The 18,923-nt window shown below is 71.3% G+C and carries 12 protein-coding genes and 2 pseudogenes; all 14 read right to left on the reverse strand.

The features are described 5' to 3' along the window. A pseudogene (locus tag HMPREF0043_RS06120) lies at nucleotides 1-447 on the reverse strand (hypothetical protein); the annotation flags it as partial. Beyond that, on the reverse strand, nucleotides 444-1,040 hold the full coding sequence (locus HMPREF0043_RS11950; RefSeq protein ID WP_442852610.1) for a hypothetical protein: 597 nt from the start codon (nucleotides 1,038-1,040) through the stop codon (nucleotides 444-446). The pseudogene HMPREF0043_RS06120 and the gene HMPREF0043_RS11950, both read right to left, overlap by 4 nt. A 6-nt stretch (nucleotides 1,041-1,046) precedes the next feature. Further along, nucleotides 1,047-1,718, reverse strand: a pseudogene (locus HMPREF0043_RS11955) (ATP-binding cassette domain-containing protein); the annotation flags it as partial. Between the two features lie 364 nt (nucleotides 1,719-2,082). Further along, a complete protein-coding gene (gene hrpB / locus HMPREF0043_RS06130; RefSeq protein WP_021602097.1) occupies nucleotides 2,083-4,638 on the reverse strand; it encodes an ATP-dependent helicase HrpB in 2,556 nt (851 codons plus the stop codon). A gap of 67 nt (nucleotides 4,639-4,705) precedes the next feature. Then, on the reverse strand, nucleotides 4,706-5,332 hold the full coding sequence (locus tag HMPREF0043_RS10230; RefSeq protein WP_021602098.1) for an HAD family hydrolase: 627 nt from the start codon (nucleotides 5,330-5,332) through the stop codon (nucleotides 4,706-4,708). Between the two features lie 75 nt (nucleotides 5,333-5,407). Next, nucleotides 5,408-6,283 carry a TetR/AcrR family transcriptional regulator gene (locus HMPREF0043_RS10235; RefSeq protein ID WP_021602099.1) on the reverse strand — a complete coding sequence of 292 codons (876 nt, stop codon included), beginning with the start codon at nucleotides 6,281-6,283 and terminating at the stop codon, nucleotides 5,408-5,410. 642 nt (nucleotides 6,284-6,925) lie between these two features. Continuing rightward, on the reverse strand, nucleotides 6,926-8,071 hold the full coding sequence (locus HMPREF0043_RS06150) for a hypothetical protein (protein WP_021602101.1): 1,146 nt from the start codon (nucleotides 8,069-8,071) through the stop codon (nucleotides 6,926-6,928). An 82-nt stretch (nucleotides 8,072-8,153) separates the two neighbouring features. Continuing rightward, the gene (locus tag HMPREF0043_RS06155) at nucleotides 8,154-9,212 is read right to left on the reverse strand and encodes a hypothetical protein (RefSeq protein WP_156897537.1); all 1,059 of its coding nucleotides are present in this window, start codon (nucleotides 9,210-9,212) and stop codon (nucleotides 8,154-8,156) included. Between the two features lie 198 nt (nucleotides 9,213-9,410). Then, a complete protein-coding gene (locus HMPREF0043_RS06160; protein WP_021602103.1) occupies nucleotides 9,411-10,850 on the reverse strand; it encodes an alanine/glycine:cation symporter family protein in 1,440 nt (479 codons plus the stop codon). A gap of 686 nt (nucleotides 10,851-11,536) precedes the next feature. Continuing rightward, the gene (locus HMPREF0043_RS06165) at nucleotides 11,537-12,340 is read right to left on the reverse strand and encodes a hypothetical protein (protein ID WP_021602105.1); all 804 of its coding nucleotides are present in this window, start codon (nucleotides 12,338-12,340) and stop codon (nucleotides 11,537-11,539) included. A 311-nt stretch (nucleotides 12,341-12,651) separates the two neighbouring features. Continuing rightward, on the reverse strand, nucleotides 12,652-14,304 hold the full coding sequence (locus tag HMPREF0043_RS06170) for a serine/threonine protein kinase (RefSeq protein ID WP_040317994.1): 1,653 nt from the start codon (nucleotides 14,302-14,304) through the stop codon (nucleotides 12,652-12,654). Between the two features lies 1 nt (nucleotide 14,305). Continuing rightward, complete coding sequence (locus HMPREF0043_RS11105; RefSeq protein ID WP_156897538.1) at nucleotides 14,306-17,602, reverse strand: FHA domain-containing protein; 3,297 nt, start codon at nucleotides 17,600-17,602, stop codon at nucleotides 14,306-14,308. 4 nt (nucleotides 17,603-17,606) lie between these two features. Next, the gene (locus tag HMPREF0043_RS06180) at nucleotides 17,607-18,428 is read right to left on the reverse strand and encodes a PP2C family protein-serine/threonine phosphatase (RefSeq protein WP_021602109.1); all 822 of its coding nucleotides are present in this window, start codon (nucleotides 18,426-18,428) and stop codon (nucleotides 17,607-17,609) included. After that, a partial coding sequence (locus HMPREF0043_RS06185) for an FHA domain-containing protein (RefSeq protein WP_232206061.1) occupies nucleotides 18,425-18,923 on the reverse strand: 499 nt, incomplete at its 5' end. The genes HMPREF0043_RS06180 and HMPREF0043_RS06185, both read right to left, overlap by 4 nt.

An 18,923-nucleotide genomic window follows, 5' to 3' on the forward strand; every position in this document is an offset into this window, starting at 1 on the left:
GATCGCGGCCGCCGCGCAGGCCGCGCCGGCGCACGCGCTGCCGATCGCCGCGGACGCCAGGGAGCACACGGCGGGCTCGAGCCGGCCGACCGCCGTCGATCGGACGAGCTCGCTCGACCTCCTCTCCTCGTCTCCCCGCGTCCGCCGGAGAACCGTGATCGTTGCCATGAAGGCCGCCAGGAGCAGGCAGAACAGCAGCGGCCGGGTGGCCAGAATCGCGCCGATGCGCGGATTCGGGCCGTCCAGCCCGTAGCCGGCCCCGCCGAAGACCTTCGCCACGGGGATCCGGAAGGTGGCGGCGACGTTGCGGCGGGCCTCCGCCGTCGGATACAGACTCGGGAAGGAGCCTGCGCAGAAGCGGAGCACGCAGGCCGAGCCCAGGCTCCACGCCGCGTAGGCCTTCCACTCCCGTCCGAGGACGATCCGCAGGAGGGGCGCCGAGATCACGGCCTGCCCGCCCCGGACGCGTCCCGGCCCACTCCGGATGCGAGAGGCTCGTCCGCGACGCCCTGCCCGGCCGCGTCCCCGCTTGCGCCTTCGGCCGCTCCGGATGCATCCCCGCCCACCTCGGCCGCGCCGTAGTGGCGGAGGAAGAGCTCTTCGAGGCTCGGCGGGGCGGCGGTCAGGGATCGCACGCCCAGGCAGGCTACCGCGGAGACCGCGTCTTGCATGCCGGCCGGGTCCACGGTGAAGTCGACGGCCCAGCCGAGCGGATCGCGGGAGACGGCCACGTCGCCCAGCTCCGGCCGGCGCCGCAGCGAGCTCGGATCCGCGGCGACGACGGCGCGCACGCGCGTGCGCACGATCGAGCGGACGCGCTCCAGCGAGCCTCGTTCCACCGTCCGCCCGGCGCGAACGATCGTCACGGCGTCGCAGACCTTCTCGACCTCGGAGAGGATGTGCGAGGACAGGAGGATCGCCGCGCCTTCGTCGCGGGCCCGCCTGACGCACTGCCGGAATGCGCCCTCCATGAGGGGGTCGAGCCCGCTGGTCGGCTCGTCCAGCAGGAGCAGGTCCGCCGACGCGCTGAACGCGGCCACGAGCGCGACCTTCTGCCGGCTTCCCTTGGAGTACTCGCGCATTTTCTTGCTCGGGTCGAGGTCGAACAACTCGATCAGTTCGGCGCGCCTGGCCTCGACTCCGGTGCGGCCGGGCGGCTTCCCGCTGCCGGCCGGAATCCGGCGGTCGTGAGTCCCCCGGCCGGCCAAGTTCCCTCTGCCGGCGGGATTCCGGCCGGCCGGAATCCCGCTCTTCGACGGGCTCTCGTTTTCCGACGGGCTCTCGCAACCCTCCTGATTCCGGCTCCCGCCGGCCGCTCTTCGGCCGGCCGCGGCGCGGCGGGAGGGCAGCCAGCCCATGATGCGCCGGCGGCCGCTACGGCCGCCGGCGTTCAGGGAGGCCAGGGCCCGGAGGGTCTGCTCCCCCGTCATGCCCGGCCAGAGGGCGACATCGCCGGGTACGTATGCGAGCCTGCGGTGCAGGGGGACGGCGTCGTTCCACGGGTCGCGGCCGAACAGGCGCGCGCGGCCGCCGTCTGCCCGGATGAGGCCCAGGAGGATGCGCAGCGTCGTCGTCTTCCCGGCGCCGTTCGGGCCGAGGAATCCCACGACCTGTCCGGGCTCGACGGTCAGGTCGAGCCCCGTCAAGGCGTGCGTGGCACGCGGACCTGCGCCGAAGGCCTTCGTCAGCCCCTCGACGTCGACAACGGATTCGTTCATTCGCCCTCTTCTCGATGCCTCTCTGCATGCTCTGCGATGCGTTCTGCGGCGTTCCGGCCCGAGCGACTCACGCCTACCGGTGCGCCCGTCGATCGCGGGCGACGGCGGCTTCCAACGCCCCGATCGTCTCGTCCCGGAGAGACCGGCGTCGTCCACGGGACCTTCTTCGCCTCCGTCAACGGGTGACGTCCCCGGGCAAGCTTACCGTTCGGCCGAGTGGACGACATATTTCCGGAGTCGCTGCGCCCGCGCGGTTCACGCTCTCCGTGCGCCATGCGACTCCCTTCCGACAGGGCGGCTCGAGGGTGCGCGCCGGGGCCGGCGGGGCGGCGGATCGGATGGACCTAGCATCGGATAACCGGGCCTAGCGGGGGCGCTTGGTCCGGCGCGTCGGCTCGGCGTTCGCGGGGTCGGCGGGCCAGGGGTGCCTGGGGTAGCGGCCGCGCATCTCGGCGCGGACCTGGGCGTAGGCGCCGTCCCAGAACCCGGAGAGGTCGTCGGTGACGGCCAGCGGGCGCCGCGCGGGCGAAAGCAGCTCGAACGTCACGGGGATCCCGGCGATATCCGGCGTGGACTGCAGGCCGAAGACCTCCTGGATGCGGACGCTCACGCGGGGGCGCCCGTCCGAGTAGGCGACGGGGGCGGAGCCCAGGGGCAGGCCGATCCGGCGCGGGGCCAGCCGTTCGAGGTCGCGGGCCTCGGGCCAGGGCAGGAGCCTCGACAGCTGCTCGGCGCTCACCGGGCGCAGGGGCCGGCCGGCGAGGAAGGCGTCGATCTCCGGGCCGGCCCATTCGGCCTGCCGCTCGGCGAGCGCGGCGTCGCCGACGTCGGGCCACGGCTCGCCGACGGCGGCGTGGAGGAAGGCCAGCCGCTCGCGCAGGAGCGAGGCCTCCCGGCTCCATTCGAGCAAGCGGGTGTACTGGGCGCGGCGCATCCATTCGCGGGCGGCGGCCGGATCGGGCGGCTCGGGCGCCGAGGAGACTTCGACGGCTCCCAGGGCTTCCACGCGCCTGCCGCGCAGCCTCCCCTCGGTGAATTCGACGTCGTGCCGGACGGTGCGCAGGGTGCAGGCGACGCCGAGGTCCGCGATCGGGACGGCCGTTCGGATGAGGGCGTCCGCGCGGCCGGTGGCCTCCAGACCCGCGACGGCCAGCCATTCCTGGCCGGCGAGCGGGGAGTGGGGCGGCAGCTCGGCGCCCAGGCCGCCCGCCAGCAGATACCTCCTGTCGCTTCCGGCCCGCAGCCGCCCGATCCTCTCCGGGTAGGCCAGGCCGACGACGAGCGCCAAGGCCTCGTCGCGCGATCCGGGGGTCCGGGCGGTGTCGGGGAGGTCCGCGGCGGCGGGCCGCCCCACCCGGGCCGCATCGCACGCGTCGTCTGCGTCGCCGCCGGCGAGCCTCTCCAAGCGTTCCGCCGATCGCCGCAACCGGGCGTCGCCCTGCCGCCACGCATGCGCCAGGTCCGCCCCTTCGACGCGCACGCCCTCTTCGACGAGGGCGCAGACCTCGGCGGCCGTCCGCGCGCCGACGATCGGCGCGGCCTCCACCAGCGCCCTGCCCAGGCGAGGCTCCAGCGGCAGGCGGACGATCCGCCGGCCGAGGGGTGTCACGGCGCCGTCGGCGTCGATGCAGCCGATGCCGCGCAGGACGGTCCGCGCGGCGTCGAGGGCCGCCTCGGGCGGCTCTTCCAGCAGGCGGGTCGCGCCCCAGCAGGCCAGTTCCAGGGCGAAGCCCGTCAGGTCGGCCGTGCGGACCTCCGGTTCGGCGTGCTTGGCCAGCCTCGACCACGTCGCCTGGTCCATGCACCTGAAGGCGACGCCGGGGCCTTCGCGGCCCGCGCGGCCCGCCCGCTGAACGCCCGACGCCTGGGACTCGCGCACCGTCACGAGACCGCCGACCCCGCGTCCGTAGTCGGTGCGCGCCTCGCGGGAGAGCCCCGCGTCGACGACGACGCGCACACCCGGAACCGTCAGCGAGCTCTCGGCCACGGCCGTGCTCAGGATGACGCGCCTGGCGGAGCGACCGGGTGCGGCCGACGACCCGGCCGGAGCCGGCGCGGCGGGGGTCGGGGCGAGGACGCGATCCTGCGCTTCGGGCGGCATCCGCCCGTGGAGCCGTTCGACGACGGCGCCGTCCAGACCCTCCAGGGCGGCCGCGACCGCCCCGATCTCGCGGACGCCGGGGAGGAAGACGAGGACGTCGCCCGCTGGCGTGCGATCCATCGCCCGACGGACGGTCGACGCAACGTGGGAGAGGAACTCCCGGCGCACGCCCTCGGGGCCCAGCGCCCGCCCGGCCCCGGCGCCATCGGCGGGAGGCGCCCAGCGGACGTCGACGGGATGGCCCGCCGCCGGGATGTCGAGCACGTCGGCGCCGAGGAATCCGGCCATCCGCTCGGCCTCGGCCGTGGCCGACATCGCCACGAGCGCCAGGTCCTCGCGCAGATTCGCGCGAACGTCGGCGGCGAAGGCGAGGGCCAGATCGGATTCCAGGCTCCGCTCGTGGGCTTCGTCGACGACGACGGCGTCGACGCCGGGCAGCTCGGGGTCCCGCTGCAAGCGCCGCACGAGCACGCCGGGCGTGACCATCTCCACGCGGGTAGCGCGGCTGGTCGCGCCCTCACCGCGCACCGTGTAGCCGACGGTGCGCCCCAGGCCCTCTCCCATCAGCGCGGCGATCCGGCGGGCGGCCGCGCGGGCGGCGACCCGCCGGGGCTGGGTGACGACCACCCTGCCGCGGCACCGCGCGGCGAGCGCCATCGGGACGAGAGTCGTCTTACCCGTGCCCGGCGGGGCTTGCACGACGAGGGCGGGGGCGCCGCCGGACCGCGCCGCGGAGGCTTCGAGCGCCTGGCGCATTCGGCCGATGTGCGCGGCGACGGGAAGGCCGCCTGCCGCCGCGAGCGCCCGGGACCACGGCATCGGATGCACCCCTTCTACCGCACCGCCAGCCGACGCCAAGCATGCCGCGTCCGCGCCTCAGGGGTCGTCACCGGCCGAGATGGTCCGAGACGGCCCGACGCAGGCCCTCGATTCCCCGGAAGTGGTGGACGGCCAGGCCGCGTTCGGCTCCGACCTCGACGTTGTCGAGGGTGTCGTCGATGTAGAGGACCTCGCCCGGGTCGACCCCCTTCCCGGCGCGTCCGCCCCATTCGGCCAGCCGGTCGATCGCGGCGTCGAAGATGCGGGGGTCGGGTTTGACCATGCGGACGTCGCAGGAGAAGACGACGGGGTCGAAGCACTCTGCGATCCAGGGGCGGTTCTCCCTGACATTCCGCGCGAAGTCCGCGGGGATGTTGGACAGCATGGCCATCGGGACCCCGGCGGCCCGCAGTTCGCGGGCGTAGGCGACCATGGTTTCGTCTTCCAGACTGCAGGACCGGAGGTCGGCCTGGAGGGCGTGCCTCCAGTCGATGGGCACGCCCAGGGCGCGGCCGACCTTCGCCCAGTAGGCCGGGGTGTCGAGGATGTCCGCGTCGTAGTCGCGCCGGGTGGGCCCTTCGTATAGCGGCCGCAGCGCCTCCGGATCGACTCCGATCTCGGATGTCAGGCGCAGGTAGGTGCTGTTCTGGATCGTGAGGAAAACTCCGTACAGATCGAAGAGAAGGCCGCGCATGGGCTCATCCTAGTCGAGCGCTTCGCATGTGCGCACCGGCGGGCGCCCCATTCGCTCCCCATCGACAGGGCGGATTCAGGCGGTCTTGCGACGGGCCGCCTCCCGGCCCTCTTCGGCGTCTGACACCCGGTCGCGGGCGGCGCCGACCTGGGACGAGGAGGCGTTCCCCTGCGCCGCCTTCGACATCCCCGCGATGGCGCTGTCCAGCCGGTCGGCGACCTCGCGAGCGTCGGTTCCGGCTTCGATCTGGCCGAAGGCCTCGAAGAGCAGGGCCCGGGAGAATCTCATCCAGGCGTCCGGATCCGGCACGCCCATCTCCTTCCAGCATTCGGCTATGAATTCGTCGACCGTCGTGTGGATGCCCACGATCTCGTCCCTGATCGCGGCCCGTTCCCCCGCGTGCCGATCGGGCGGAGCCTTCCGGGAGTCGGGCGGGATCCTCCGGGCGCCCGCGGGCGCCGTGTCGGCGGCTCCCGGGGATGCGGCACCCCCCGCTCGCAGGGTCACGAGGGCCCCGGCGGGGGCGGCCCCGTCGTGCCTGCGCGAGGAGGATCGGCGGGTCAGGCTCATGAACCAGGCGTGGGAGGGGTCGCACGTCTGGAGCACGCAGGCGACGGCGAACTGCCTGAGTCGGTCGGCGGGTTCGGCGCCGTCGTCCACCCGGTCGAAGACGGCGTTCCGCCAGCGCGGCATGTACGCCGCGAGCGTGAGGAGCCTGAGGTCGTCGACCGAGTCCACGTATCGGTATATCGAGCTGCGGGCGATCCCGGCCTCGCGGGCGACGGCTCCGGCGCTCAGGACCCCGGAGCCGGATTCCCTGAGGATCCGGTCCGCCGCTGCGATCAGGCGGGCTTTGACGGCCTCGTGGTGTTCGCGCACCGTGGGCGCATCGATCTTCGGCACGGGCCCTCCCTCCGGCGGATCGACGTCCGTTCCGGTTGTCTCCGTCACGTACCGTCCTGTATACCACGGAGGGCACGCGCCCGCGCAAGGGGGAGAATCCGAGGTGGAGGCCGTCCGGGTCCCGCGGCATGTCCCGAATGGCCACCGCGCCTGCCGGGTCGGCGGCCGTGCGGCGCCCCGGCACGTCGTGTTTTCCCGGCGGCCGCCGTCGGGCCCGGACTCGAGAGCTTTCGGGAGCCCGGGGGTCACGCATCCCCCGGGCTCCCGTGCGCACACGCGAGCGTGAGCGCAACGCCAGGTTTCACGCACTCCGAGCGAGAAGGAGACGTCCTCGACACGGACACCTGACGGATTCCCTCGGTCTCCACGATCAGGGGAGGCGCCGTCGCCTCAGTCTCACGGTGCGAGCACGGAAGGCTGCTTCCTGTAGACATTCAAAACTATATCCGAAATACCTACGGCAACGTCGGTAGGCGCCGGCTCGTGTCCGGGCGAGAAAGCGTGGCATTCACGGTATCTCGGAAGTAAGCCGCGCACGTCGCACACACCCGCGGGCCTCCTTCTGGCCGAGGAGCGCTTCGCTCCCCGGCCACGTTCCTGGCGGAGGGCGTTCCATCTCGACTGCGCCCCGCCTGGACTACGCCCCGTCCCTGCACAACGGCGCGCCCGGCGGACCGGGCGGCCCGCGCCTCAGCCGTTGGCGATCTGCGCGCCGTCGAGCATCGAGGCCAGCGACTCGATCGGGTAGGTCTCGACGTTGGGGCTCCGCACGACGATGGCCAGATAGTTCCCGCCGCCCACGTCGACGACGTAGTAGCGCACCGCCCCGCCGTCCTGCGTCTTCGCCTCGGCGGCGACCGCGGAATGCCCGGCCACGGAGGTGACCTCCGGCAGAGGCCTCGGGGCCTCGGCCTTGTCGGGTACTCTCGCGGCGACGTCCTCCGCGAGCCTTTCGGAGGACGTGAAATCGCCGGAACTCGCCTGGCCGAAGAGAACGGAGCACCCCGCTACGCCGACTCGGCCGAGGCCGATGAAGTTGGCATCGGTCGAATCGGTGGCCAGGCTCAGCCCCCCGGGGCTGGACAAGGAGAGGGTGCCGCCGGGCATGGTCAAAGAGAAGCTCTGACCGTTCAGGATCCCGCGAAGCGCCCCGTTCGCGCTGACGACCGACTGCGTCCCTTCGCTTCCGGGCCGCGGAGCGGTGGAGGCTCCGTCGTTTCCGAGGCTGACGGAGACTTCCCGGCCCAAGGAGGAGACCTTGGACTCCAGGCTGAGCGTTCCGGCGATGGCGACGAGGCTGTCGAGCCGGTCTCGGGTCGGCGCGCTGAGGGTCAGGTTCCACACCTTGTCGCCGACCGTCAGGAGGTGGACGCGGGAGGGCAGCCCCTCGGCGGTCGTCGTGTCGGCGGCCACCGCCTGGATCCTTCCGAGATTGGCCAGGCCGTCGACGGCGGTCGCATGCCGTTTGCTCTGGCTGGCCAGGAGGGCCGCGAAATCCGCGGCGTTCATCCCCGGTTTCAGCGAGGACAGGGGTGAGAAGGAGATGCGCGACTTGGGCTCGGCGTTGTCCTTGACCCCGACGGTGCCGGTCTCGACGAAGGCGCGGTCGAAGGGCACCATGTTCTGGCCGACCCGCATGTTCAGCGTCCCGGCCCCGGTGCCGATCTTCAGGACGCCGCCTTTCAGTTGGATCGCGCCCATTTCGGTGCCGGAGGTCACCCGCCAGGCCCGCGTCGGGCTGGCCGCGCCCGTGGAGGACGGCGACTTCTCGGCCGTCCCAGAACCGCAGGCCGCCACGACGAGCATCGCCAGGGACACGGCGACGGCCGTCAGCACGCTGCGCAGGCGCCTTCCTCCCGCGGGGCGGCCGGCCGCCCCGCGTCTCGTCCCCGCCTGCGATCGCGGTGCGGAGGGCCGATCAGGTCGCGCTCTCAACCGTCTTCACCATCTCCGCGAAACGGCCTCCCGCCCCGTTGGGTTCGTTGACGGCGATCTGGACCACGACGCCGTTCACGTCCACCACGTACAGGCGCGAGACCTTGCCGTCCTTCCGCCGGATGTCGCAGGCCGCCGTCTTGTGCCCCGCCACGGACGGGACGCTCGGGACGCTGCGCACTTCCTCGACTTCGTTCGCCGAGGTCTGCTCACGCGTCAGCTTGAGGAGCTCGGACTCCTTGGCGGTCAGCCCGCTCTGGTCTATCCAGAAGTTGATGTTGCGCCCGTTGTCGGCGGAGTCGCCGACGCCCACCAGGCCGGCCGTGTCGAACCTCTGCTCCGTGAAACCGCTGGGGATGGCGATCGAGAGGGTCGCCCCTTCGACCGTCACCGAATACGCGCCGCCGTTGACGGCGGCCTTGATGGACTCGGGTTTGACGGAGGGCTTCGGCGTCGCGCTCGTCGAGGGTGCGCCGGCCTGGTCCGCCTTGATCTGCCTGACCGCGTCGGTCAGCTTCTGCCGAGTCGCGTCGTCCGGCGCGTTGACCGTGATCCCCCAGATGTCCCCGTCGAAGTCGACGAACATCACCATCCCCGTGTAGCCGCCGGAATCGGGCGCCCCGGCCGCGGCGACGGCCTTGAATCCCGCGATGTCGGAGATCTCCGGGCGGGCGGTGGCGGCGCCGTTCGCCTTCGGCAGGGAGGCGACCAGCTCTTCGGACGTCGGTAGACTGCCGACCTTGGAGCGCGCGAAGACTATATTGGTCTTCGAATCGGAGGGCGATGTGAGCGTCTGGTAGTCGACCCCGTCTTTCGAGGCCTTGTTGAGCTTGAACCTGTCGGGGGCTTGGAAGCCGATCCAGTGTTTGCCGGTGTAGAGCTTGAAATAGCCGTTCTTCAGTTCGGCGTCCCCGCGGTGGGCCTTGACGGGGGTTCCCGAACGCGACGCCGAGGGGCCGGCCGTCGGTTCCGATGAGGCGGCGCGCAGAGACCGGGCCGACGCATTCAGGGAACATGCGGCCAGCCCCGTTGCAAGCACCACGGCCATCAGACTCCGACTGGCATGTCCGCTTCTCAATACGGCCTCCTCTGTCTTTCCCTGCCGATCCTAGTGGTGGGTATGCCACGGCAACCTCTTGCGTCAGCGGGTAGGGATGCCCATATGCGTTGATACTGCGGGAAGATGCAGGTGGAGGTCTCCTTGGGATGCGGCTCCCACGCTGGCCTGCGGTGCGATCCGTTAGGTGAGCGCCGTGGCTCGGGGAACCCAGATGTCCGTGGGCAGCGCACCGGGCATGTTCGCATTGTCGGTGGCTACGAAGGGGCGTTCGGGATCCTGGACGTAGTCGCGCAGGCACCCGAAGGCCCATCTGCCGAGCAGCACGATGGCGACGATGTTGATGAGCGCCATGCCGGTCATCGTGATGTCGGCGAAGTTCCACACGAGCTTGAGGCTCGACAGGGAGCCGGTCACTATGGACGCGACCGCCACGGTCTGGAGGAGCCGAGGCCCCCAGCTTCTGCCCCGGGTGAGGAAGTCGACGTTCACCTCGGCGTAGGCGTAGTTGCCGATGAGCGAGGATCCGGCGAAGACGCAGATGAGCACGACCATGACCGGGACGACCCAGGAGCCCAGCTGCGATTCGATCGCCGTGATGGTGATGTTGGCCCCCTTGGGGTCCTCCTGGCGCCAGTAGCCGTCCAGGGCCCCGGGAGTCGCGTTGAAGATCATGAAGGCCGTGGCCGAGCAGACGAGGATCGTGTCGACGAAAACGCCCATCGACTGGATGAGCCCCTGCTTCGCCGGGTGGGTCACCTGCGCGGTCGAGGCGGCGTTGGGGGCCGAGCCCTCCCCCGCCTCGTTCGAGAACAGGCCGCGGCGCACCCCGTTGAGCATGGCCGCGGCCATGCTCCCGGCCAGGCCGCCGATCACCTCATGGGCGCCGAAGGCGCTGCCGAGGATCGCCTTGAACGTCGGGTAGACGCGGTCGAGGTTCATCGCCACAACGACGACCGCCAGTCCGATGTAGACGATGGCCATCAGCGGCGCCACCCATTCGGAGATCTTGGCCACGCGCTTGAGCCCCCCGTAGAGGATGGGCGCGCAGAGGGCCAGGAGGACGAGCGCCGTCGCCCAGGGGGCGATGCCGTACTGCTCGTCGAGGGTGTCGGCGATCGTGTTGGCCTGAACCATCTCGTAGGAGATGCCGAAGGAGAAGATGAGGAAGACGGCGAAGGCCACGCCCCATGCGCGCGACCCCAGGCCTCGCTGGATGTAGAAGGCCGGGCCGCCGCGGAACGTGCCGTCGGGCCAGCGGATCTTGAACAGCTGGGCGAGCACGGCCTCGACGAAGGCGCTGGCCATTCCCAGGAACGCGACCAGCCACATCCAGAAGACGGCGCCGGCTCCCCCCAGTTTGATGGCGATGGCAACGCCCGCTATGTTCCCGGTGCCCACGCGCGAGGCGATGCCGATGGCGAAGGCCTGAAACGAGGAGATCCCCTCGCCGTCGCTGGTCCGAGAATCGAAGATCTGGCGGATCATCCGCCCGAACAGGCGGATCTGGACGAAGCGCATGCGGATCGTGAAGTATAGACCAGCGCCTATGAGCATCCAGATGAGGACGTGAAGGGTCGTCCAATCGTTCACGTCCTTGAAGATCGTGGCCAGCCGGTCCATGTCAACCTCCTAGTCTCGCCCTCCCCTCGCGCGGACGAGCGGCGCGGGGGAGAGGCCTGTGGTTCCGTCGCTCCAGGGCCGGAACTGGAACCCGACCCGGCCGCCCCGGAGACGTCCGGACGCCCTCCCGGCGAGGACCGCGGGCGGCGCCGGGAGGCTCTTCGGGAAAGTGTGGGGAAGAGCGTATCCGAGGCGAACCGCTTTACCACCCCTTTGCGAATCCGTTAGCCAACCATGGCATATCGGGGATCGGAGCACAATTCCTCCTCGGACAAAGTAAGGCAAACCACTGGCGTGCGGCGGGCCGACGGGCGGGAAACCGTTGAATTGACGGCTTTCAGTTGCTCATGCGACTTGCGGGTAACGCTCCCCATGTTGACCATCGGGAAAAATCGAGTAGTATTAGGAACGTAGTCAGCCACGGTTGATTGCGCGTGTGTGATAACGCCCGACGTTAGCCTCCAATCATGACGCGGGCGCGAGGTTGCCGGTTGCCCAGCCGACGCCTCTACCTCTAGGGTCTGCGCCTCCAATGGACCCGGAGATGAGATGGGGCCCACCGGGATGGTGGGCCCCATCTACTTGTCCTCGCCCCTGCCCGGCCGGATGGCGAGCAGCACAACCCCCCATCTGCGCCGCGGGGCCCGCCGAACAGGCGGGCCCCGCGGGATCGGCGAAAGGCCTGATCAGCGCTTCTTGCCGCGGGAGGAGGCTTCAGCCGCTTTGGCCCGGCGATTGGCCTCGAATTCCTCGTCGAGCAGGGGGAGATCCTCGACGGTGACCAGCTGGCTGGCGACCGCGTACTCGACCAGGCGGGCGCGGCGGTACGTCGCGTGGACGCCCTGTCCGCCGCGCAGGCCTTTGACGCCGAGGCGGTCGAGTTTGTCGCACACGTTGTCGAGCTTGCGGTTGAAGCGGGTCTGCGTCCATCCCAGACGCGACGCGGCCTCCTCCGACCTGGGGATGTCCGACGGCCCGGTGCCTACGCGCTTGAGCCAATTCTCGGCCAAGGCGAGGATGAGCAGACGCTGGCTGGGTGTGAGCGTGACCTGTCCGATCGTCGTCTCCCCCGCCTCCTCGCGGCCCGTGGAGGAGACCTCGTACATGGTGTCCGGAACGGTGAGATCGATCTCATAAGTCGTCGGCCCGGCGGTGAAGACGAGACTCATATCGTGGACGACGAGCGGGATCTGGGAGCCCGGCCCGATCCACGACTGGAGCATACCCGTGGTTTCGGCCACCGTGACGGCGATGCGCGAGCCCACGTTAGTCACCCACCACAGCCCATTATGGGATTCGATGACGAGAAAGTTCCTGTGAAGGAAAGGATTGTCGTCGATGGCAAGAGATCCGACGCGTCCGATGGTGAAGGTCTTGCCGGGGTCGACCTTGTAAATCTCGCCGCAAAACTCAATCTCCAGTCCGGCCGGCTCGGGGGAGACCTCGGGTTGATCGACCTCTTCGGTGGGGTTTTCGGCGGTTGTAGTCATCACGACTCCTTAACGTATTGCGACCCGACTGTGGCTTCGTTCCCTTTCGATGAGAGCGGCGCCCTCGGCTGAGCCTTCCACACGCCAGACCGACGGCACAACTCCTGGCTGCGGACGGATCGCCGCCGTGGAGAAGACCCACCGCCGTGAATCCATCCGCGTACACGCGGCAATCCTACCCTTTCCGGGAAGGAAGCGAGCCGGTTGCGCGTCACGGGGTGTTCGCAGCCCCGCCCACGGCGGACGAGGCAGGCGAGACGGCTAGGGCTTCAGCCCGGGCCGCGACGCGGAACGGGCGGGAGGGCCAGGCGTCACGGAGTGCTCACGCACTGCCTGGTGGCAGGCGACTCCGACCCGCCCTTCCTGTGCACCCGCACGGACAAGCACGTCTGGAGAGACTGCTTGGGGACGGTAACGCTCGACGCCTTCGTCTCGTTGAGCTGGCCCTCACCGGAGATCTGGTCCATCGCGTAGAGGAATTTGTCCCCGGGCTTGGGGTCGGGGTTGCTCCACGTGAACTTGACCTTGTCCCCCATGAGCTCGCCGCGCAGCCCGACGACCTGGCTGACGTGGTTGACGCCTGCGTCGTTGGGCGTCGTCTCCCCCGTCGAGGTCGCCGGCCCGACCGTCCCGCCCTTGCCGTGCCGCAGGGCGAAGAGGATGCCGACGACGATGGCGAGCACAACGGCGGCGGCGATGAGGAACCGGACGACCACGACGCCCAGAGGGCTCTCCTGGAATCCGCCGGCGCGCGCGTCCGGGGCGTCCGGGACGGCGCCCTCCGAAGACGCTGGACCCCAGCCCGGAGCCTCGCCGCTTCGCGGTGCCCGCCGTCCCGTCTCCGCCTCGGCGGGCCCGCCGAGGGAACCCCCCGCGTCGCCCGGCAGTGCCGAGTCGAACGGCGCCCGCTGGCCCGCCGCGTCGTAAGAGCGGGCCTCGGAAGCCGGGGGGAAGGCGCGGATGTTGGGAGAGGGCACCGGTCCGAGCACCCTCAGGGGGGAGAGGCGAGTCGAGTCGTCCCGCAGCGGGTCGATCGTGCGGATCGCCTGGCGGGTCGCGTCGGCGTCGTCGCCGGATTTGGACGGGTTGTCGTAGGCGGGATCGTCGAGGACGTCCAGATCGGTCGGGCGCTGGTGCAACGCCGCCTGAATCGCCTGGAGAGCCCTGGCGAAGTCGATCACCGAGGCGTATCGCTGGCGGGGGTCCTTGGACATGGCGATCGTCAAGACGCGCTCGAACTCCTCGGGCACGTCGTGGCGCCCCATCGGCGGGACCGGGGTCCGCAGCACCCGGTTGATGACGGCGATCTCGGAGTTGTCTCCGTCCTTGACCTCGAAGGGCGGGCGCCCGGCCAGGAGCGTGTACACCGTGGCCGCCAGGGAGTACACGTCCACGGTGACGGCGGCCGCTCCCTCCCCCGTCGCCTGCTCGGGCGGCGCCCAGGGAACCGAGAAGCCCTCGGCCGGGCTGACGTTGCCGATGCGGGTGGCGATCCCGAAATCGGTGAGGACGGGGCGCTGGAACGGGGTCATGAGGATGTTGGACGGCTTGATGTCCCGGTGGACGATGCCCGCGCGGTGCAGGGTCTCGATCGCGCCGCCGATCTGAATGCCGATCTCCAGGGCGTGCGTGACCGTGAACGGCTGCTGGCGCAGCCTGGCGCCCAGGTGCGGGGGCGGGCAGTACTCCATGATGAGGTACATGCGCTCGTCCCCGGCCTCACCCGCACCGTACACGGAGACGATCGAGGGGTGCGAGCTCATGCGGGCCATCAGGTTGGCCTCGGCGCGGAAGGACTGCCTCTGGGCGTCGGCCACGCCGCGGCGCAGGACCTTGATCGCCACTTCGCGGCGGGGGATCTGCTGCTCGTAGAGGTACACGTCCGCGAAACCACCGGATCCGAGGAATGAGAGGTACGTCGCATTGGGGATCTTCGGAGGTGTAGCGGGACGGCGACGAGCCACGTCACACTCCTGCCTGCGGGCCGAGCATCTGGATCGTCACTCCCTCGCCGATGTCGATGACGTCGCCGACCCTGACGAAGAACGGCTCCGTCGGCCGGATGCGGATGGGCCGCTCTCCGGGCCGCAGCACGTAGGTGCCGTTGTTCGAGTTGCGGTCGACCAGGCGCACGTCCCACCCGTCCACGCGGACTTCGCAGTGGGTGCGGGAGATCTGCTGGTCGGGGCTGGGAACCGGCACGAGATGGGCGTGCGGACGCCCCGACTCGGGAGTCGAGGTGGGCTTGCGCCCGATGATGATGTCGGCGTCGATGGGAACGCGCAAACCGGTCGAGACGTAGATCTCGCCCAGGGCCGGGCGCGGATACCAGTTCGGCTCCCCGCCTATGGGCGCCCCGCACAGGCGGCACGAGGAGCCGTGCGGCGGGTTGATGTGCCCGTAGTGGCACAGCAGGGCCAGGACCATGGCGGGGGATTCCTCCTCCGACTCGCCGGAAATCTGCTCGCGCAGCTCCTGGGCCCTGCTGGAGATGACCGTCTCGCCGTCATGGTCGCCTTCGTCGGCCAGAGCGTCCTCTTCTGCACCCTCGTCGAAGCCGGATTCGAGCGCTCCCTCCGCCCAGGGCTCGCCGGAGGGGAGCGGGGACGCCTCGGACGGACTCTCGGGGCTGGGCTCGGCGGGAAGCAGATCGTCGGGTTCGAAGGCGGCCGTCATCGCCTCGGCGGGCTCGACCGGAGAGGGCGAGCTGGAAGCCGCCGAGCTCGAACTCCCACTCGGGCCCCCGGCGCCGGGCCGCGCGAGCGGGTCCGAAGAGGCCGACGGATCCGACTCTTCCGGCTCTCCAGAGGCCGGCTCGTCGAGGCCGATCGGCCCGGTGATGGCCGGCAGGTCCACCGCCGTGGGGATGTCGTGGGCTCCCCCCTGGCCGGGCTCCTGCGCGGTCAGGACCCGGTTGCCGCCGCCCCACAACGGCACACCGGCCGAGAAGCCGCCGGCGGGCGCCGCGGAGGCGCCGCTCGAGGGGGCGTCGCCCGGCGAGGGGGCGGAATCGCGAGCGCCCGCCTCGGCCGGCGAGGAGCCTACGGAGGCCGGCTGCCCTGCTTCGGGGCGGGCTCGGCGGGCTTGGGGCGAGGTCTCGGCGGGTCCGCCGGATTCCGCCGGCGTCCTGGAGGCGGGCTCGTCTACAGAGCGCCGATCCGCGGCCGGGCGGGCAGGTTCCTCCGCGTCGGCGTCGGCGTCGGCGGCGTCGGCGAGCTCCTCTCCGTCCTGTCCTGCCCGCGAGCCGGTCTCCGGCTCGGATGAATCCTCCGACTCGGGTGCCTCGCCCTGCTGAGAGGCTTCGGAATCGGTGGAATCGCCGGACGGCCAGACGATCTCCGAACCGTCGTCGTTGCTCATGGGGAAACGGGGGCCGGAGCGCGACCTGCGCCCTCCGGCGGCCTCGGCCGGGCTGTCGGCGCCGGAATCGCCGTCTCGATCGGAGGGGCCGGAGCCGTCCGCACCGCCCGAGCCAGACGAGTCGGGTAGGGCGCCCGGCGCGTCGCCGTCTGCGGAGACGTATCCGGCCACGAGCTCGGGCTCGTCCTCGACCACCGGCCACTTGCTGGACACCCCCTGCACGGTGAACGGCCGGCCTTCGCCGGACGCGGCGCCGGTGCCAGGGCTCTCGGCGGACGCCGGGCCGCCGGATGCGGGGCTCTCGGCGGTCGCGGGGCTTTCAGCGACCGCGGGATCGTTCGCCGGCGGAGAGGCGGGGCCGTCGGCGGCGAGAGGCTTCCGTTCGTCGGCGGCGTCCTCCCGTTCCTCGGGCTCTTCGGGGGCTTGCTCGGCCGGCTCCGCGGGCGCGGGTGGCTCGGAGCGCGGGGAGGAGGCCTGAACGGGCTCCGGCGACGGATGCTGGGAGGCTTCGGGCCCCTTCCCGGACGCCGACGGAGCCGGAGCAGAGCCCGAGGCCTCCGGGGATGAGCCGTCCTCTCGCTTCCCGCGCTCGCGCGAGGCCTCTTCATCGCCGCGCGGATCGCCTTCTCGACCCTGTGCGCCGTCTTCCCGGTCCTGCGGATCGCCGTCTTCCCGGGGTTCGCTGTGGGATGAGCCGTCCCGGGATGCCTCCTGCTCGGCCGGCAGGTCGGCGGCGTGGGACACGCGCAGGCTGCTGGGGACGGAGTCGATGAAGAAATCGGAGTCCGCGGCCGTCGAACCCGTGTCGACCTTCTCGAGGCGGGGGACGTTCACCGCGTCGAGGAAGGAGTCGTCGTAGGGCTGACGGGTGAGCTCGAGGTCGTCGGCGGGATCGTCGCCTTCCGCGGCCCGGCCGTCGCCGTCCGGCTGGCTGGGCTCCTGCCGGTCGACGGCATCGGACGCGGACTCCTGCGCTTGTGGGGCGGGGCCGGTTTCTGCGGGCTCGCGGGCCTCGGGCTCATGCGCCTCGGGCTGGGGACCTTCGGGCGCGGAGGCGCCTTCGCGATTCCCGGTCGGCCCGGCGGGCTCCCGATCCGACCGCGCGGCGTCGGAGTGCGGAAGGGCGCCGGCCGGCTCGAGGATTCCGGCGGGCAGGGGGAGCTCCCTGTGGGATCGGCGCTCCTGGGCGGCCGGAGCGTGCGCGTAGGCTGCGTCCCCGACGGGCGCATCGGCCGCGGCGGCCCGGCCTTCGCCGGACCCCGGGCGACCATGCGTCTGCGGTCCGGGGGAATCGGAATGCGCCGCGGCGCGCCGGATCGGATCGGCGATCGAGGCGTCTCCGACGGCGACGCCGGCCAGGGAGCCCGCTGCGGGCGCGGACCCGACCGGGGCGCTCTCCGCCTGCGAGGCGAGGGCGCCCGCGTCCTGCGCAGCGCGAGGAAGGGGCTCCGGGCGGCCCGGAAGGCAGGAGATGCGTATGGAGGACAGGCCGAGCATCCCGTCGCCGAGGGGCAGGCCCTCGGCGTACTGGTCGCCGGGGCCGGGCCCCGCGTCGACGACGATCTCGTGCACGCTCGTCAGGCGCATCTCGTTCCACGTCGGCGCGTTCGCGCCGGCGGCGATCATGTTCCCCGCCACGTCGCGGAGGCGGAACCGCCCGCGCAAGGCCGCCCGGACGCAGTCGTCCTCGCACAGGAGCAGCGCGAACTCGGGCATGCCCTGAGGCGGCGGGGCCCCGTAGCCCAGGCCTTCGACCATCTGGTCGAAGGACGCGCCGGAGCGCAGGGCGCCCCACAGCCACTCCACTCGCTCGGCGTTCATGCCCGCCACGGTCAACGCCCCGCGAGGCGTGACGGCGGCCAGAAGCCGACCCGGTCTTGCACGAGCAGAAACGATGTACATGCGCCTAATCGCCCTTCCTGGGTACTGTGTCGTCGCCGACGTTCCGACGATCGCAAGTTGCCGTCTCCCCCTCGACCTCCAGCGCGGGCCATCGGGGGCTGCAATCGACGATGTCGACCACGAGCACCGTGACGTTGTCGGAGCCCCCGGCTCCGAGCGCCTTCTGAACGAGGGTCTGAGCGGTCTCGTTCGAGTCTTCCATGTATCGGGCGACCTCGCCAATCTCGGTGTCCGACACGACGCCGCTCAGCCCGTCGGAGCACAGGAGGAAGCGGTCTCCCGCATTAAGGGGGACCAGATGGACGTCCGCCCCGACGACCGGTCCCGAATAGCCTCCCAGCGCCCGGGTGATGACGTTGCGTCGTTCCCACGTCAGAGACTGCTCTTCGGTGATGATCCCCGCGTCGAGAAGCTCCTGCACCTCGGAGTGGTCCCTCGTCACCTGGGTGAAGGCCCTGCCCGAGACGTGGTACGTGCGCGAATCGCCGATGTTGAAGACCCGCGCGCAGGGGTAGCCTCCCTCGTCGGCGAAGACCAGCCCCGTGACGGTCGTGCCCGGCAGGCTCTTCTCGCTGGCCAGGCCGGCCACGCGCCTGGCGGCCTGCGCGATCGCCCCCTCCAGCTCGTAGGCGCTGACGAACTCCTTGCCGTCCAGCCTCGAGAACACGTCGACCACCGTCCGCGAGGCGATCTCGCCCGCCAGATGCCCGCCCATGCCGTCGGCCACGACGAAAACGGACCTGCCCGCCAGGGCGCTGTCCTCGTTGAGCGCACGCATGCCGATGTCGGTCGCAAAACCCGTGCGGGCCACGACTCGCAGCGTCATCGAATCACCACCTTCACCCTTCGGCCTCCGAACAGAACGCTCGCGCCGTCGGTCGCCCAAATGGGGAAGCCCGGCGCGACCGGCACCGGGTTGCCATCGGCCGAAATGACGACGGTGCCGTTAGTCGATCGAAGGTCTTCGACCAGCAGACCCTGAGGGGTGGCGGTGAGGGCCGCGTGCGTCTTGGAGACGGACTTCTGCCGGTCGGCGATGGGCATGAGCTCAGCGCCGCGGTGAGCGGGGTCGACGGAGGGGTTCCTGCCCACGACGAGGGTTCCCGACAGGTCGCGGGAGACGCCGTCGTCGAAGACGAGGCGGACGACGGGCATGCGCGCGTGCGCGCCCCGGGGGGCCGGCGCGCCGACGGCGGGAGACCGGGGCGCGGAAGGGGCCGAATGGGAGCCGCGGGCCGGGCTGGGCCGGGCTCCGCCCATTCCGGGCGAGCCCGGAGCCGACGGGGCGGCCGGGGCGCTTGACGCCGCGGGGGCCGGAGAG

The sequence above is a fragment of the Actinobaculum sp. oral taxon 183 str. F0552 genome (genome assembly GCF_000466165.1).
In the GTDB taxonomy this organism is placed as follows: Bacteria; Actinomycetota; Actinomycetes; order Actinomycetales; family Actinomycetaceae; genus Peptidiphaga.

Bases quoted from the DNA above. Each gene is read 5' to 3' on its own strand.
- HMPREF0043_RS11105 (WP_156897538.1), bottom strand. From the start codon at position 17,602: ATGTACATCGTTTCTGCTCGTGCAAGACCGGGTCGGCTTCTGGCCGCC.
- hrpB (WP_021602097.1), bottom strand. From the start codon at position 4,638: ATGCCGTGGTCCCGGGCGCTCGCGGCGGCAGGCGGCCTTCCCGTCGCC.
- HMPREF0043_RS06180 (WP_021602109.1), bottom strand. From the start codon at position 18,428: ATGACGCTGCGAGTCGTGGCCCGCACGGGTTTTGCGACCGACATCGGC.
- HMPREF0043_RS06165 (WP_021602105.1), bottom strand. From the start codon at position 12,340: ATGACTACAACCGCCGAAAACCCCACCGAAGAGGTCGATCAACCCGAG.
- HMPREF0043_RS10230 (WP_021602098.1), bottom strand. From the start codon at position 5,332: ATGCGCGGCCTTCTCTTCGATCTGTACGGAGTTTTCCTCACGATCCAG.
- HMPREF0043_RS06160 (WP_021602103.1), bottom strand. From the start codon at position 10,850: ATGGACCGGCTGGCCACGATCTTCAAGGACGTGAACGATTGGACGACC.